The following is a 17,407-nucleotide window of genomic DNA, read 5'->3' on the forward strand; positions in this document are numbered from 1 at the left end:
GAAGATTACCAACAGACAGGTGACATTATCAATATATTTCTGTTTTTAAGTAAGCAGTCAATTGGAATTGATAAGCAAAAAGATATAATCCGGCATTTAAATGACCACGGAGATCTTAATCTTAATATATCCTTGATATATCCAAGATGAATTCGGCGGTTTTGAGGCTTGAATACTGAAACTCAAACTGCAGAACACAGGACAGCCATGTCATACATTCTGAAGCTGTAAGACAATAGAAAATGTTTCAGAGGGAAATATTCGTCATGAAATGCTGATTCGTTGTGGTTTGATATATAAATTCATTTTTTGATTTAAATACAATAATGATGAGATCACTGATTGTTTTTTTGAAGATTTTGTGGGTTGATTTATATTGCACTGAAAGATCAATTAAACTTACAGAGATCATCCGGTTAGGGTAGTGCTGATACGATCAAGAAAATTAGCTTACGGAAATATATATTTTTACAATATCTAAATCAATTGAATTAAACAATGTAAAGTATTGAAAATTTTAAAAATTTGATATTTTCACTGCCAGGACAGCTTTTTTAGGGGATATTGTCATTATACTTCGGTTGGTTATCCAGATAATTTAATATTTAATTTAAGTTTTATATTTTTGCAACAGAATGTAGGTGATGAATTTATTTTAAATTCGTTTTCTATGTAAACACAAAATGATGAGATTTTTAATTGCGTTTTTGCAAAGATTGTATGAATTAATTTCGTATTATGGAATAAGAAAAAATGATTCACAGGATGCTAAGGATTCTGTAATTTTACTGAACAGGTATGTTGTTATATGTGTTTTGATATTGGTATCCCACAGTATTTGTAATTTCTTTTTCTTTGGTATTACAACAGATAGCCTGTTTTTAGTGTCAGTTTCTTCATCTTTATTTTTAGTCAGGTTTTTATTAACGACTAATATTGAAAGAAGATACTTCATATCGTTATATCTGACCATCTTAACAGGCGTTGTTACTTATTATTCTTCTTTCTGTGGTTTAGAAAGCGGGATGTACCTTTTTTATTTTCCGTTACTTTCCTGTCTTCCGGTATTATTCAGTTTTAAGAAAGATAAATTTTTATTAGGCTTCTTCTTTATTTTAATTATTGTCAGTCTTTATGCTTCTGCTATCGGCAATTTTACCATCGTGGAGAGGGATCTTAGTTTAGGAAACTATTGTCATAAGTTACTGCTTCTGAATATCACATGTATTTTGCTTCTGATGACTGTTAATCTTTTTTTTATTCTTGAGAAAAAAGCAGGCTATTTTTTTATTTATCATAGAAACTTATTAAAAAGCGAGAGGATTCATCATCTGAATACTGAAGTAAACAGGTTAAAAAAAATACTGACGAAAGAAGATTTTTCAGATGTCAAAATTGCAGAAGTTATCAAATTGATACACGTCAATGACGTTGTTTTTGTCGAAAAATTTGAAAAACTTTTCCCGGATTTTTTCATAGAACTGCATGATATTGCTTCTGTGCCTCTAACCGTTTCTGACCTTAAATTTTGCGCTATGCTGAAGCTTGGATTCTCTACAAAACAGATTGCAATCTATACAGACTCTACAATAAAGTCTGTGGAAGGTAAAAAGTACAGGTTGAGAAAAAAACTTAGAATTTCTTCGGGTAGCAATTCAAAAACTTGGATGTCAGCTATTTAGACTATTTTTAACTACCCTCTATCTTTCACGCGAGTGTAAACGAGGGTAGTTTTTTTTAGCTTAAAGTACTTTCTTTGGATAATTTTGTTTCAAAATAATGTAATGATAAACAGTCGTGACATAGAGACTGTTATTGTCAGTATTTACAATTGCTTTGCTGTTCCATCAACATTCGTCATTGATCTGAGTTTGTTTTTTATTCCAATAATTATATAGATGTTTTTATGACACAGAGGTCATATATGCTGTTTTCGATGGTGCAGATAATCAGACTGCCGCCATCCACATTTAAATCATTCTGATTACAAAAAATATTTTACTACAACTTTTAGATATTATACAAATGAAAAAAACAAAATTACTTTTATTAATGCTTTTCTATTCAGGATTCAGCACTTTTGCACAGGTAGGGATAAATACCGGAAATCCTCAGGGAGTCTTTAATGTAGATGGCGGAAAAAATAATGCTGTGACTGGAACTCCGACGGCAATACAGCAAAAAGATGATGTTGTCGTGACGGCATCTGGGCAGGTAGGTATAGGAAATACGTTGCCCAATACTTATGCTATGCTGGATATCAGTTCCGATGACAAAGGGATTTTGATTCCACAGGTCAATCTGACATCAAGTAATATGGACCTCAATTCTGACGGTGACAATAATATAAGCAATCAGCCACACGGACTTCTAATCTATAATAAAGGAACTGCCCTGGCACGGGGGTACTATTTCTGGAACGGTACAGAATGGAGGACAATAGATAATTCGTCAAGTACAGAAGCTGTAACTACGATCAATTGTAGCAGCGCAGTTCTGGATCCCTCACAAAAGATTGATGGTGATCTTCCAACCCCAATTATTTCAGGAACGGTTTTGAAAATCCATTATTCGGGTGCAAACGGAGGTCGGTATAACGGTATAACTCTTACTTCCGTAGGGAATCCGAATATTACAGCGACTATTACATCAGGAAAATTAGAATCAGGTTCAGGTAATCTGGTGTTTACCATACAGGGTACACCCAGTGCTTCCCAATCATCACCTGCTGGGATAAGCTTCGATCTCGCTCCTTTTATTGCGGCTAATCCGGGCTTCACCGGGTGTAGTTCTGTCACCGTAGGAACCCAGGTATATGCAGATGTACAAACACGTGCAGTAATGGACTATATGAAATTTGTAACGGATCCAGATACAGGGGTAAAAGGCTTTTCAGTAGATGCTAAAACTCCCGATGGGCTCTATACAATAAAGGTCTTTATGAGACATTCTTTACAGACTGCTGCTGCCACGGCGCATAACAACACAACTCCCACTACCAGCGGTACAGAGAATAATGTTCTGATCAGAAATAATACTTCTGCAAACAAAGTCCTCATGTGGAATTATTCCACATTTTACGGACGGCAGATTACAGATGCAGGAGGAAACCTGAACATTCCTGCCGGCATACCGGGAGGAGGAACCGGAAATACCTGGAGAAGTTTATCAACAGCTACAGCAGGTACAGGTGCATGGGGAAATCAGGGAATTTACAATGCAAACAGTAACGGGCCGGAGTATAGATATTACAGCTGGATTGACACCTCTACTACGTCGAAGGTGGCTTACATTGTTACGGTCATGGCAGGAATGGACCCCAGTGCTTCAAACACAGAAGTTGTCAAGCAAAAAGTTTTTATAAGAATCGAACAGATCACAGGTGTTTAAAAAAGTGCAGCTCCATTAGATTTCAATTTCAGGATAGAAGATTGAAAATTTGGCACTCAAAGTCGTAGAATGCAGGGCAGGGATGTCCTGCATTCTGCAATGTATGATATAGACCATTAATCTAATTCGTAAATTTCTTCGAATGAACTTTTTTCTCTCTTACTTTGATCACGAATGCCGGAAGAGATTTGATTTCACCGGTCTTCACAATAAAGCCTGTCACAGGATTTTCACAGTAGGTATTGGCAGAAAGGCTCTCGTCTCTGATCCTGACCGTGTAGCTTCCCACCGGCAAGAACGAGATAAATTCCGCATTGTCATTGCTGTATACGGTCTCCATTAGAATATCATTCCGATAAATATTGAACTGTATTCCATTGATTTTAGGCACAAAATCCAAAGCAGTTCTGCTGTCTGACTGATACTGTATCTTTCCTGTTACGGTACCGTTCTGATGCAGAGGAATTTCTGCTGTGCTTTTGTACCGGTCAATGTCTAACATCCGTTCATCATAATACCAGCCCTGCTGCACCGACTGTTTTAAGGTGTATCTTCCAAAAGGGATATTCTGATAGAAAATTTTTCCAGCAGCATCTGTGGTGAAGGCAATATTGTTAATGGTGATCAGGTAGTCTGCTGCAACCTCTTCACCAATGTCAAACACATTGTTATTATTGATGTCGTAAAAAGCAACTGCCTGAAGGTTTGATTTTTTCCGGGTGCTCAGGGATTTACTGTGAAGGTTTACCGTGATTCCTGCCTCTACCGTAAAAATGTTATTCTGAAGACTGAGCGAATTGTAATTATACCATGACGAATTAACAAAAAATTCATAGAAACGGGTGTTCCATCTTACGTTACAGAATGCGGAAGGTGCCCGCCCATAAATGTTATCATCGGTAAAAGCAATGCCTGAATTGATATTCAGCTTTTCTTTAAAAGCATTCGTACCATAGAAGAGTGAAGTACTTAGCTTCTTATACTTTTCGGAACCTGATATTCTTGAAAATGCATATTCGGAAAGGTAATAACCTCCATACTGATACTGAGCGGTAAAATTAATTCTTCTGTAGTTGTAATTGGCAGAAAGTTTTGACTGAAGAAGGTATTCGTCGGATTCAGGATATTGTGCGGCTCCCATCTCCATGCTGATATTGGCAGAGTGTTTTTTATTTTCACTTAGCCATGTCGTATTTTCTACAAGCCGGTGAGCTTTGATGGTAAGTTCGCGGTTATTATTGACCGGGTAAAAAAAAGTATTGTACGAGTTGGATCTTTCCAGTTGGTACTGATATGCAAAAGAATAGGTGAGCGTACTCGTCTTTGCAAGATTTATCCCGGACTCAAATCTGAAGTTATTCGAAGAAATAGTAGAATTGAATAAATTGTATTTTGGTGAAAAATCAGAATACAGTACATTGCTGTATATATTGTGCTTTTTGAGCAGTAACATATTGGCATTCTGCTGAATCTGAATACTCCCTCTTCTGTTTCCCGGATAATAATCTGAGCTGAAGAAAAAATTTCCGTTCAGGTTCACTGTACCGACAAGTCCTGAATACTGAGATTCTGCAGCTACCGATGGTCTTGATTCAGTACTTTTTTCGTATATACTGTATCCACCGTAAAGCTTTGATGAAGTCTGCCAGAAATTATTGATGCGACGGGTTATTTCGGTTCCCAACAAATGATGGGTGGCTTTTTCAAAAGGATCATTTTTAAAGATATAAACCGCTGATGTATTCCTGGTATAGTTAAAAGGATTGATGAGACCTCTGACGTAAAATCCGTATCCGTTTTTTAGGAATGAGTTTTTTTCAAGTAAACTGAAACTTTGTTCTACAAACCCGATCTCAACCTTTTTATCCTGAGTACTGTTCAAAAAACTGTATTCAGCTCCCCGCCCGAACAGGGACAGTTCTAAAAGCTTACTGATATTTCCGACCGTAAATTCACTTTTTTCCCTTCGATAAGAGATGTAGGTATTGTTAACCATCGGATCGGTCTGAGAATTCATCATGAAAAAATTTCCGCTGAGAAATACATACCCTGAAGGAACATTAAAGCCTCCCGAGCCAATAACCTGATAAATGTCAAGATCACGCCCGATCTTACGGTAGCTTGATGTAACGGAATTTTTTGTAAGCCTGTCAAAACCATTTCCCGATTCATCCTGGAATTTCTGAGTATTTGAGATGTTCCGTACAGGTATTCCCACAGTCCCGAATATCTCTTTGGTAGGTTCTCGGAAACCTGTCACTGAAATTAAAAAACTGTTGCGGCTCATCATTTCACGCGATGGCAGAAAATGAAGCGTAAATATCGTGTCTTTTTGAGGACTGATTGTAGCATTTTGCTCTATAAAAAGATTGTGGTCACTGTAATCAGGAATTTTAAAAACCAACGTTGTTTTCTGTTGCATATTGCCCCTGTTGCTTACTTTAACTTTCAGCTGTAAAGAATCACGGCCATCTTTCCTGAAAATCTGAAGAGCTTCAGCTGACATCTGCAGAATATTGTTCTCTGCGATTATTTGGGACACTGTTTTTTCGTCCGTTATTTTATCCTTTTCGTTATTTAGTAAAATTCGGATACTGTTTTCACCTGCTCCTGCATTTTCGCTTACCAGGATCTTTACAGAGATAAATTTTTTTTCATTTTTATTGATATTCAGGTTGATATCTTCTGTAAGAATGGTTTTAAATCCTTTAGGAACTGAAATTTTCAGTCTGCCTTTGAAGTTTTCAGGACTGTTATTGGTGACTGACACTACAAGATCAACGATTCGTGCTTCCTGGCTGTAAGTCTGCTTCTGAATATCTATAAAAACCTCTTTGCCGTCTTTTGTAGCTTGACTGTACAGGGAAGACTGCACCATCATGAATAGACAGGCAGTCAAAAATCTTAAAATATTATGAACAGGCAAGGTGTGTACTATTGTGGTGTTATTTCATACTGCAGCGTAGCAGAATATTCATCGGATTTTGCATTGATGAGGTTTTCGTCATTCGGACGAGTGGAGTACTTAATGCTGTAGTCTATAAAAGAGTTTTGTGTGGAAGGTCCTTTGGCTACAGTCTGTGAATTCATCTGCAATGCTACCGTAGTAAGAAAAGTAGCAGAATTCTGCATCACAGGAACCAGTGTAAGCTGAACACTGTTGACCGGGATCATTTTTCCACCGGCTGATGAAAAGTTATTCTGAACGGAACGTACGGTGATCTGATAATTGGTATTCGTTTTTACAGAAAGCGCATTGGGGTAGGTGACACTTTTTCCGTCGGTGTAATCCTGGATACTGCTGAGTTCAAGCAGTCCGTTGCTGGCTGCTGCATTGACCTTTAACGAAAGCTCATTAGCAGAAGGTGGATTTCCTGAAAGCGCACCTATCTGGAACTGAAACTGATGATCAACCTTTCCTATGACAGCATTGTTCTGATCATAGGCTGTGAATTCCACAGGAGCTGTAAAGGTAATCCATGCAGGATAATTTCCCAAATAGGATCCGCCGGCTACACTCAGACTGAATTTCAGCTGCAGGTTATAATATCCGTTGGGCTGGCTCGGATGATTATACAATGCTGCATTTGATTTCGGAACCAGCAGAAAATCTGCTCCTTCCGTTACAATGGTATTGGCAGGAATCCCTATCTCTGCAATAGAAGGCACTGGATTGGGATATGCCTGACCTGATGAAGATACAGGCTGAAAGGAAATCATATTAGCGGGGAAAGTATATGTTCCGTTATTGGCGGTTATGCTGCCTTTTAATCTGGCTGACAGTCTCCAGTTAGGGATATTGAAATTTCCGTTGCCCGCAAATGTTACGGTATAGGCATCAGGATTAATATTTCCCTGATAAGAGTTGATCTGCAGGTAACTGTTGGTCCAGGATGTGAAAGATATCTGGGAGTATAGAAACAGGTTCGTGCAAAACAGAAAGAATATGATGCAGGACTTCTTAATCATAACTAAAATTTAATTCACCCATTTCCATGTTTGCTGAATCACCGTAATCCATCAGTACTGAAGCTGTATATTGGCCTTTATCCAGTGCTGTGTCTACAGGAATCTCCAATTCTCTCTTATTACCCGGCATGGTGTAAAAGATTGTACTGTTCAGTGTCAGCTTTTTCCCGGTTTTTACATTTAAAATATCTGTTAAAATTTTACCGTCAACCCAGATTACAGACTGGTTTTCAAAATGAAGGACAAGACTTTTCTTAACAGGATCAAATTTTAAGGAAGTAATCTCTACTTTTTTGATACTTGTTCCCGTGGTTCTGTGAAAAATCTTAATTCCTGACCGTATGCTGACTTTGATGTTCGCTCCTTTGCTGTCAACATCATCCACAGGATTCATCTGGCTGACAAACAGCAGTGCAGTATGAGCGGTAAGACTGTCCTTTGGTATATTAGGTGAAGTAATGACTACTTCAATGTCTTTTCTTTCGCCCGGTTTGAGGGAAAAATAAGCGTCTTCTTTTTTAAAGGTAATCCAGCTGGAGCAGGAGGTCGGTAAAGTATTGGGAGGGTACATCTGATTTTCGCCTTTACTGTCATATTCCCAGTCACCGAGGCTTAGTGCTAAATCCAGACTGTTTTTTGTGCTGACGTTGGTCACCGTTATTTTCTCTGTATTGCTTACTCCAGGAGCAGACTCAAAATATACTCGCGGGGGCGATACTGATATACCGGTCTGGGCATTGGAAATACCGGATACGGTTACTAATAAAAACACCAGCAGATGAAAAATGTTTTTCATATAAAATTGCTTAATGAAAATAGAAGTGTCACAAAAATGCAACACTTCTATATCAATTATGTTTTCTTAAGATTATTGAGAGACAATGGTGTATGTCAGCTCTGTTGTATATACTGTCGGATCCTGTCCTGCAATATAATTATCTAAGTATGCATTACCTCCTGCTCCTTTGTATTCGATGCTGATTTTTTTATTTACCCCTCCGTTTGAAGAAGTTACCAAAGTTGTTTCATTGGCTGAAAGCTGAACGTTCTGTGCGTACTGAGCTCCATTAACTGCTTCAGATCCTGCAGTTGCCTTAATCTGGATCGTGTTGGACTGAATGGTTTTTGCTCCGTTCTGAAGTGCTGCATTGGCGCTTTTCACTTTTACCTGGAATCCACCTGTACTGTAGATGTTCAAATGATCAGTGTTGACTGAACTCACCCCATTGTTGTAATCGTCTTTTGTTACATAATCAAGGTTAACTGTTTTCTGAAGATTGTTAACGATCAGGGTCTGGATTGGTTTAAGTCTCACATTAAGGGTTACATTCTGAGCATTGATGGTTACTGCACCTAGTAATACCAGGGATGCAATGATTAGTTTTTTCATTAAAGTTTAGTTATATTGTTTTTATCGTTGTTTCTGGCGCAAAGGTATGATGCCTGCAGGAATTATCGATTGTGAAAAAAGACTAATGTTTTGTGAAATTTAACAAAAATATATCATTGAAAATCTAATTAATTTTAATCTATATTTAAGCTTATGTTACTATAGTGAATAATTATTTTAACATTTATGGTGTTTGGATTGCGAATTGTACAATTTAGTTTCGGTAATTGATGAAATTTTTAAATGCCGGAAAAATAATGTTGTTATTCAAAGCATATTGAAAAATTCATATTTTCTTAACAGCCTACTGTGATATAATTGTATAAACATACATTTTACTGACGTCGTCTGTTATGCAGCCAACCGCAGCACGGTGTTTTTCTGAAATGACATTTTTAAGGTGGAGTTTTCTGTTGATCTCGGCAAGATCGCTCGCATACAGTAAAAGAGGATTGGTTTCGCAGTTTTTACTGTTGTTTTTTTGTGAAGCTGTCATTTCTTTTTTATAGACCGGATTATTTTCACTGCGGACTTGTATCTGGTATCCGTAAACACTCGATACTGTAATTTCACGAGAGGAGATTTCAGGAGAAGTTTGTTTCCGATTTTCTGCAGAATCTTGTGATGAATAAACAGACATACTCTGCACAGGAAAAATCCTGATATTCAGACGGGCCTGATCGGTTCCCTGGGCGGATAAAATTGCAGAAATGCCTAACAGGCAAAGGAGCAGCATATATCTGACATACATAATAAATAAATGACTTGGTCAGATAAAGCTACAAATTTATGTTGAATACTCCCTCATTTCAGAAGGTTTTTTTCCGGTATGTTTTTTTACGAAATTGCTGAAATTACCTTCATCACTGAAACCCAAATCATAAGCGATTTCTGACATAGTGAAGTTGGAAAATTTAATTGCTTTTTCACATTCATTTTTAACCTTTTCAATGATGATCTGTTTTGCAGATTTACCGTAAGCGTGCTCAGTCATTTCAGTAAGCCTTCTGATGGAGATGTTTAATTGATCTGCATAATGAGAAACTTTTTTTGCTGTTTTGAAATCGCGTTGGAGGAGTACCCGAAATCTGTTGACATATGAAACATGATCCAGACGGCTGTCTTTTTTGTTTTCAAGATTTTCAACATATAGGTAGGCATCTAAAATTAGCCCTTCAATTACATTATGAGCCGCTGAAATATAAAGGCTTTCGCTTTTAGTCTGAAATCTCATCAGCCTCTCAATAAGTATAATCTGGTTAAAAGAGGTATTTCCAAAATAGGGGGCTGCAAAAATATCAGACTGGCTGCTGAAGAAAACCTGGGAGTTCAGAAATATACTGTCTTTTGAGGTCTTGTCATAAAATTCTGAGGAGAATGCAATGACATAGACCAATTTACCATCTGTATCGCCGATCTCCACTTCCTTTTGCGGACCTATGAAGATAGAGTATCCCCCTTTAATATGGTGCTGGATTCCGGAAACGATCAGATCCAGATCCTGTTCTACAAGAAAAATACAGAAGTATTGTGAAGTGTTAAATTTTCTCTGATAATTATTTCTTTGAATAATATTGCTAAGAAGCGTAATGCTAAATCCTATTTTGGTGAGTTGATCGGTTATCTGATACATGATAATGATTCGGTAATAATGGTATTGGTTTTAATTTTTTCAAAAATAATATTATAATTTAATAAATTGGCAACCATTGACAGGAAAACAAAAATATTTAACAATTTGGTGATTTAGGAATAGCGTTGTTACTGCTGCTTTTAAAAATAATATGCTTTTAAAAGATTAAAACATAGCAGTACATTCTTTTATCTGAAAAAAAAAGATGATTTTAACCGTATTATTTTACTAAGCGTATAATAATATGCCGCAAACAGTTTTTACAGCTTAATATAAATGATTTAACAATAATTAATCATCCGTTATTGATTTAATGGATTAGGTGCTAGTGACTTAACTGCCACGCTGATGCTTTAACAAAATTTAACAGTTATTACATGTAACAGGTATTCACATTTTGGTGTCTTATAGATATCAAAAACTATATTTAATGAAAACCATTGTGACACCAGTCATTCTTTTATGCGGAGGGTTTATTTTCTCACAGACGGCGAAAGATACCGTTCAGTCAAAAGAGAAGGAAATTGAAGCGGTAACCGTAACATACAGAAAGCCGACAGTTGAATCTAAAGTTGACAGAACTGTTTTTAATGTGGCAAACAGCTCTATTCTTGCAGGAAATACAACCTGGGACGTTTTGAGGATGACTCCTCTGCTGAGTGTTGATAGTAATGATGCCCTGAAAGCGGAAGGAGAATCTGTAACGGTTTATATCAACGACAGAAAATCTGTTTTTACAGGAAAAGAGCTGAAAGAATATCTGCAGACGATTCCGGCGGATAATCTGATGAAAATAGAAGTTATCACAAGTCCGTCTTCAAGATATGAAGCAACGGGATCTGTTATCAATATTGTTTTGAAAAAGCGTGATGATGAAGGTTTTAAGGGGAGTGTAACCTTAAATAATAAACAGAATACACAAAATTCACAATACACCAATTTCAATTTAAATTATCACAGGAAAAAAATTACGCAAACGTTGATAGGAAGCTACAGTGACAATGTTTTCATTCAGAAAAACTCATTTGTAAATACGTTATATGAAAATAACGTTATCACTTCCGGTATTACAGACAATGTCTACAGAGGCAGGCATACATCGCTTTCCTCTACGTCAGAGTTTGAGATTGATGAGAAAAATACGATGGGTGTAATTTTTGAGCTCTATCGCGGCAAAAGAAATAATACTTCTGAAGTAGAAGGACTCAGGACCAGTAATGATGTCCTGGATTGGTCTTACGACCAGCATCAGCAGTCAGCATCACTTAACCGTACAGTAGGGACTAATGTTTTCTATAAATATTATGATAAAGAAAAAAACAGGATTTTAGATTTGAATTTCGGAGTCAATTATGACGGAGAATCTGACCACAACTATTTTATCAGGAATACAGCTTCGGTTAAAGATGGAAATTCTGTGAATGAAATTGGAGTGCTGTCTGATGTGCAGAATAGAAACTATTATGCGAAAATAGATTATACCTATCAGTTGGGTAAAACAGGTGGGAATTTTGAAGTAGGAGGAAAGATTGATTTCAATAACAATATTGTTCCCAATGATCTTTATGGAAATAACCTGAAAGATCTGAGCACAAAAGATGTTTTCAGGTATGAAGATATGATCGGTTCCGTTTATGCAAATTATTCTAAAACATTTTTCAAAAAACTGGAAACCAGATTCGGGATCCGGTATGAATATATTGATTACCGATTGCGTCAGGATTTTGCGGGAGCTACAAGAAAAGATTCCTACGGAGCATTCATGCCTAATATTCTGGTTAAATATTCGTTCTCGGATAAATATGATCTGAGTCTGACTTATAACAGAAATTTATGGAGACCATGGTACTCAGAATTTAATCCTTTTATGCAGCCGACCAATGACGGATTTTATACCCGTGGAAATATCAATCTTGATCCTAATCCCAGTGACAGGCTGTATATGAAGTTTGGTTTTTTAAAAAAGTATTTCCTCTCAGCCAGGTATCTCTTTACTGACCAGGATTACTGGACAGCATATATTACGGAAGGAGAAAAGATTATTTCCGAACCTACAAACTTTTCAGGTAAAGTTCATAAATATTATGTTTATGCCAATACCAACCAGTCTTTTTTTAAAAACAGGCTCAGTGTAAATCTTGGATTTGGCTGGAATTATCTTGATAACAGTGATTTTAACAGCCGAAATCAGCTCAGAGGTGCTGTAGATTATCTAAGCTACTGGGCAGGTTCTACCAATCTGTCCTATACTAATTTTTTAAATAAAAATATCAATTTAAGTGCTTGGGTGGAAGTTTCCAATCAGAACAACGGAAACTCTTTTGCGAACAGAACCAATGTTTTTCACAATATTTCGGCAACAAAAATATTTCCTAAAACACAGATGGAATTCAGTATACAGCTGATCAATATATTCAGCAGGCCTGATTTTGACTCAACAACGTTCAGTCAGGTAGGAAGCTTCAGAAATTCAACCCGTTCTGACTGGTATGGAGTATCTTTATCATTTGTTAAACGGTTTGGTAATCAGAAGGTGAAAGAAAATACAAAAACCGACGTAGAGAAAAATAATGGAGGAGGTAAATAAGCAATAAGCGATACAGAATGAAAATGTATTATACTAAGTCAGGCTCAGTGTGAAAAATCAGTAAGGCTTCCTGTACTTTAGTCAAAAAAACCAGATACGCTGATGCTGAATTAAGTGATTATAAATCATATTGTATATTCAATATTTGACTTACAGAATATCAATTTTTAAGATTTGCAGCGGGATAATCAATTTTATTATCGGCAATATCAGGCATCCTCAATCTAAGGGGATCGCAGAACATACCTTTTATGCTGGTTTTGTCTGCAAATATGTAAATTGCTGAATACAGATACTTTATGTTTTGTGAATACTACCACAAGATGGCTCATTTTATATACTCATTATCTACTCATCTCTATACTAACTCATAAAATACATAAATAATTAATGTATAATTGCAATTTCAAAAGAGAATTATATCTGTAATATTGCTGTGGATTTTTCGATACTGATCTGTTGTATTTCTTACAGTTTGTTTACCGGTTCCGTAATAACAATTTGTAAGATTGGGTTCTTTCATTGAAAGCAAGAAATATTTAATTATATAAATGAAAACAAACGAAAATATCAGAACGATATTTGAAGGTCTGGGAGATGATTTTTTAAAGGAATTGGAAGAATTTAGTATTCTGGCGGATATTCCGGCACGAAAAGAAATTATCAGTGAGGGAGAAAAAATCCATTACATTCCTGTTTTGTTAAAGGGTTCTGTCAAAGTATATGCACTCAACGATGGAAAAGAGCTTTTGTATTATTATATAAAACCTTCTGAAAGCTGTACCATGACTTTTTCTTCCATATTCAGTGATGCAAGGAGCAGGATATATGCCTGTGCAGAAGAATCGTCCGAAGTTCTGTTATTACCTGTTTCAAAGGTACTGGATTGGATTGTAGATTTCCCTTTACTTAACCGCTTTTTTTATAAACAATATGACAAACGTTATGTGGCGATCATGGAAATGGTTACACAGGCAGTTTTTTATAAACTTGACAAAAGGATTTTAGATTTACTCCATAAAAAGATTGATGAAAACGGAGGACATCCAATCAGAATTTCACATAAGGAGATCGCAAATATTCTCGGAACAGCAAGAGAAGTGGTTAGCAGGATTTTAAAAAAATATGAAAATGAGGGTGTGATTATCCAGGCTAACAAGTCGATAGACATTATCAAAAAAAAGAAGACTTAGCTCAATAGATTATATCTATACTGTGAATTATTTTTTAAAGAAGGAGTGGTGACATTAGTCACCGCTCTCTTTTTAAAAGTAGAAGTAGATTTGCCATCAAATAATAAAAAAGTATGACAAGAATTCTCTTATTTTTATCGGTGATTTCTTCAGTTCTTGCCTATTCTCAGGAAGATCTGCTGAAAGATATCGATACCGTTTCAGCCAAAAATTCTATCTCGCCCCCAGCTTTCAAAGCACTTCAGATAGTGACCGGACAGTCGACTAAACTCACCGCAAAAAATGAATGGTATATAGTTGTTGCCCATAGATTCGGAGACGTAAGCACGGGTTTTAAAAATTTTTTCGGACTGGATGATGCTTCCACTAAATTGGGAGTGATCTATGGTGTGACAGACGGTATATCATTAAGTCTTTCCCGTGAAACAAATATGAAGACATTTGAGTTGGGAGCAAAATATAAGCTTCTGAAACAAAATGACGATGTTCCGGTAGATCTTGTAGGATATAATGTAATGGGACTGAATACGGACCTGAGAAAAGAAAATTATCCTTACCTGAAGTTTGGTGACAGACTTTCATATCTTACTCAGGCACTTATCTCAAGAAGGTTCAATGAGAAATTTTCCCTGCAGCTGACACCTTCGTATGTACATAAAAATCTTTATGATCCGTCAGTTGAAAATAATAATCAATTCTTAACCGGATTAGGAGGACGCTACAAAATATCTAAAAGAATATCAATCAATGCAGAATATTTTGTGAACTTTGATAATCACAGTTTCTACAAAAACCCTTTATCTCTGGGAATGGATATTGAGACAGGAGGTCATGTTTTCCAGCTTTTATTCAGTAATTCTCAGCTGAATTCCGATATCGGTTACCTGACCAATGCAACCGGAAAATGGGAGAAAGGACAAATTTTCTTTGGGTTTAATCTTTACAGAGTATTTTAAAATGAAAAAGTTTGCATATATCATTGTTCTGTCCATTCTAATTGGCTGTGAGAGCAGAACGTATGAAGAAATCTCGGACAATACGCCGATTACCAGTGTGGTAAAATATGAATCTGATCTGAAGCCGATCATCGAAAGCAGCTGTATCAACTGTCATTCTGCTGCAAGTTTCAAACCTTTGGTAACCTATACCCAGGTAAGAGACAATATTGATAATATTATTGACAGGATTCAGAGGCCTGCAGGAGATCCTCTCAGAATGCCTCAGGGCGGTTCCCTGTCACAGAATCAGATTAATTTTTTCGTCAAATGGAAAGCCGATGGTCTTATAGAAAATTAAAAAAATAATTGAATATGAAAAATGTAGTATTAATAATAATTTCATTGCTGTTCAGCAATCTTATCTTTGCTCAGAAATACAGCTCAAAGACTGGTAAGGTAACGATTGAAGCTTCACTGCCTATGTTTGAAGATGTATTTGCACAGGATGATAATAATGTTGTGATTCTTAATGCGGATACCGGAGAGATGGCTTCTGTTTCAATGGTGAAAAACTTCAAATTTAAAGTTAAACTGATGGAAGAACATTTCAACGAAAGTTACGCAGAATCAGCCAAGTATCCGAAAACTACTTTTAAAGGAAAGATACTGAATTTTGATAAATCAAAACTGGGCGCCAGTCCACAGAAATATACGGTGCAGGGAGTTTTGAATTTTCACGGGACAGATAAAAATGTTTCATCTTCTGCAACGGTTTATTCAAAAGACGGAAAGATTTTCATGAGTGGAAATTTTGTTGCAAAGACTGCGGATTTTAAAGTGACAATTCCGAAAATGGTGATGAAAAAAGTAGCAGAAAACGTCAATGTAGAATATAAATATACTCTTGTAAAACAATGAGAAAACTAATCCTGACCATGGTTTTTTTCCTGAGCCTATCATCAATATCTGCTCAGGAAAAGGCAAAATCAGTTTTTGATATTGCAAGAAGCGGTACGCTTACCGAACTTAAAGATCTGATGAAACAGAATCCTGATATCATCAATCAAACCAATGAAAACGGATTTTCACCTTTGATTTTAGCCTGCTATCGCGGAAATACGGAAGTTGCAGATTTTCTGATTGATCATGTGAAAAATCTGGATTATAAAAGCAGCGAAGGAACTGCTCTCGCCGGACTTTCCATGCATTATAACCGGGATCTGGCAGAGCAATTGCTGAAAAAAAATGCCAATCCCAATATAGCAGATGCTACCGGTACAACACCACTTTTCTGGGCTGTAAAATCAGGGAATAAGGATTTCGTTGAACTGCTGTTGAAATATAAAGCTGACAAGACAATGAAAGATTCAACTGGGATGACCCCCTTTGAATATGCTCTGAAAACCGAAAATAAAGAAATTATCAACCTTTTAAAAAATTAGTATATGAAAAAACTTCTACTTATGTCAAGTTTAGCTTTGACAGCTGCATTACATGCGCAGTTCAGTTCAGGCACAGTAAGTTTAGGATCAACGGGAATGACCGTAAAGCTGGATACTTCTTCTTCTTTAGTAACAATCACATTAAGAGGAGCAGACACTTCTTACCTTGGTATTGGTTTCGGAAATTCAGGAATGGCATCCGGTGCAGACGGATTTATTTATAACTCAACTGCAAACAGAGACTATATTTTTAACGGAATTGGTCCTGCACCTACACCGGACGCCTCTCAGGACTGGACGCAGGTCAGCAATACCACTACCGGCGGAGTGAGAACGGTCATTGCGACCAGATCATTATCCGGTGGAGCAGGTGACGCAGCGATTGCAAACAGTGCAGGGGTAATTAATATTTTCTATGCACGTGGGGGCTCTACTACAATATCACAGCACAGTGGAAGCAACAGGGGCTATGCAACCTTAAACATGACTGCAGCTTTGGGGACAAGTGATCTTCTGGCAGAAAGTAAAAAAGTTGTTCTTTACCCAAATCCGGCAAAAGAAACAGTAAATTTCAAAAATGCTGATAAAATACAGTCTGTTGAATTTTTTGAATCTACCGGCAGAAAAGTTAAATCAGTAAATCTGGATGGGGAGAGCATTAATATTTCAAACCTGGAAAATGGTGTGTACTATCTGGAAATCAATTTTAAAGATCAGACTCAATCGGTTGAGAAGCTGATAAAAAATTAATACTGAAGGATCATCAGTTCTCTTTTTAAAAAAAGCTTCAGCCTGAGATATCTTAAGCTGAAGCTTTTTTACTGTCTGACGGATCTGCCGTACTATTTCTTACAAAGTACCGGAT

The 17,407-nt window shown here is 36.6% G+C and carries 15 protein-coding genes; 9 read left to right on the forward strand and 6 right to left on the reverse strand.

The features are described 5' to 3' along the window. Nucleotides 1-683: 683 nt before the first annotated feature. Nucleotides 684-1,682: a helix-turn-helix transcriptional regulator gene (locus AC2A07_RS11160; RefSeq protein WP_484050462.1), complete on the forward strand. Its 999-nt coding sequence runs from the start codon at nt 684-686 to the stop codon at nt 1,680-1,682. A gap of 343 nt (nt 1,683-2,025) precedes the next feature. After that, entirely contained in the window at nt 2,026-3,390 is a 1,365-nt protein-coding gene (locus AC2A07_RS11165) for a hypothetical protein (protein WP_484050463.1), read from the forward strand. A 121-nt stretch (nt 3,391-3,511) separates the two neighbouring features. On the opposite strand, the gene AC2A07_RS11170 is transcribed toward AC2A07_RS11165, so the two are convergent. From AC2A07_RS11170 to AC2A07_RS11195, 6 genes are all read right to left on the reverse strand, one after another. Next, nucleotides 3,512-6,289, reverse strand: coding sequence for a COG1470 family protein (locus AC2A07_RS11170; RefSeq protein ID WP_484050464.1), 2,778 nt, complete (start codon nt 6,287-6,289; stop codon nt 3,512-3,514). 35 nt (nt 6,290-6,324) lie between these two features. Next, nucleotides 6,325-7,359 (reverse strand): hypothetical protein, encoded by a 1,035-nt coding sequence (locus AC2A07_RS11175; protein ID WP_484050465.1) that lies wholly within the window; start codon nt 7,357-7,359, stop codon nt 6,325-6,327. Then, nucleotides 7,352-8,155, reverse strand: a complete 804-nt coding sequence (locus tag AC2A07_RS11180) for a fimbrial biogenesis chaperone (RefSeq protein WP_484050466.1) — start codon at nt 8,153-8,155, stop codon at nt 7,352-7,354. Before AC2A07_RS11180 ends, AC2A07_RS11175 begins: the two co-directional genes overlap by 8 nt. A 72-nt stretch (nt 8,156-8,227) precedes the next feature. Continuing rightward, nucleotides 8,228-8,749, reverse strand: coding sequence for a hypothetical protein (locus tag AC2A07_RS11185; protein WP_314498754.1), 522 nt, complete (start codon nt 8,747-8,749; stop codon nt 8,228-8,230). A 304-nt stretch (nt 8,750-9,053) separates the two neighbouring features. Continuing rightward, the gene (locus AC2A07_RS11190) at nt 9,054-9,500 is read right to left on the reverse strand and encodes a hypothetical protein (protein WP_484050467.1); all 447 of its coding nucleotides are present in this window, start codon (nt 9,498-9,500) and stop codon (nt 9,054-9,056) included. Between the two features lie 36 nt (nt 9,501-9,536). After that, nucleotides 9,537-10,382 carry a helix-turn-helix domain-containing protein gene (locus AC2A07_RS11195; RefSeq protein WP_484050468.1) on the reverse strand — a complete coding sequence of 282 codons (846 nt, stop codon included), beginning with the start codon at nt 10,380-10,382 and terminating at the stop codon, nt 9,537-9,539. 430 nt (nt 10,383-10,812) lie between these two features. On the opposite strand from AC2A07_RS11195, the gene AC2A07_RS11200 reads away from it, so the two are divergent. From AC2A07_RS11200 to AC2A07_RS11230, 7 genes are all read left to right on the forward strand, one after another. Continuing rightward, nucleotides 10,813-12,969: an outer membrane beta-barrel protein gene (locus tag AC2A07_RS11200; RefSeq protein WP_484050469.1), complete on the forward strand. Its 2,157-nt coding sequence runs from the start codon at nt 10,813-10,815 to the stop codon at nt 12,967-12,969. A 551-nt stretch (nt 12,970-13,520) separates the two neighbouring features. Further along, nucleotides 13,521-14,162, forward strand: coding sequence for a Crp/Fnr family transcriptional regulator (locus tag AC2A07_RS11205; RefSeq protein ID WP_484050470.1), 642 nt, complete (start codon nt 13,521-13,523; stop codon nt 14,160-14,162). A 113-nt stretch (nt 14,163-14,275) separates the two neighbouring features. Further along, nucleotides 14,276-15,118: a DUF5777 family beta-barrel protein gene (locus AC2A07_RS11210; protein WP_484050471.1), complete on the forward strand. Its 843-nt coding sequence runs from the start codon at nt 14,276-14,278 to the stop codon at nt 15,116-15,118. 1 nt (nt 15,119) lies between these two features. Continuing rightward, nucleotides 15,120-15,458 (forward strand): hypothetical protein, encoded by a 339-nt coding sequence (locus AC2A07_RS11215; protein WP_314498743.1) that lies wholly within the window; start codon nt 15,120-15,122, stop codon nt 15,456-15,458. Nucleotides 15,459-15,472: 14 nt separating this feature from the next. Further along, nucleotides 15,473-16,018: a YceI family protein gene (locus tag AC2A07_RS11220; protein ID WP_484050472.1), complete on the forward strand. Its 546-nt coding sequence runs from the start codon at nt 15,473-15,475 to the stop codon at nt 16,016-16,018. Then, a complete protein-coding gene (locus AC2A07_RS11225) occupies nt 16,015-16,542 on the forward strand; it encodes an ankyrin repeat domain-containing protein (RefSeq protein ID WP_314498739.1) in 528 nt (175 codons plus the stop codon). The genes AC2A07_RS11220 and AC2A07_RS11225 overlap by 4 nt, the downstream gene beginning before the upstream one ends. Nucleotides 16,543-16,545: 3 nt before the next feature. Then, complete coding sequence (locus AC2A07_RS11230; RefSeq protein ID WP_484050473.1) at nt 16,546-17,292, forward strand: T9SS type A sorting domain-containing protein; 747 nt, start codon at nt 16,546-16,548, stop codon at nt 17,290-17,292. Nucleotides 17,293-17,407: the final 115 nt, after the last annotated feature.

It is taken from the genome of Chryseobacterium sp. HNCC26DJ238, from assembly GCF_057180465.1.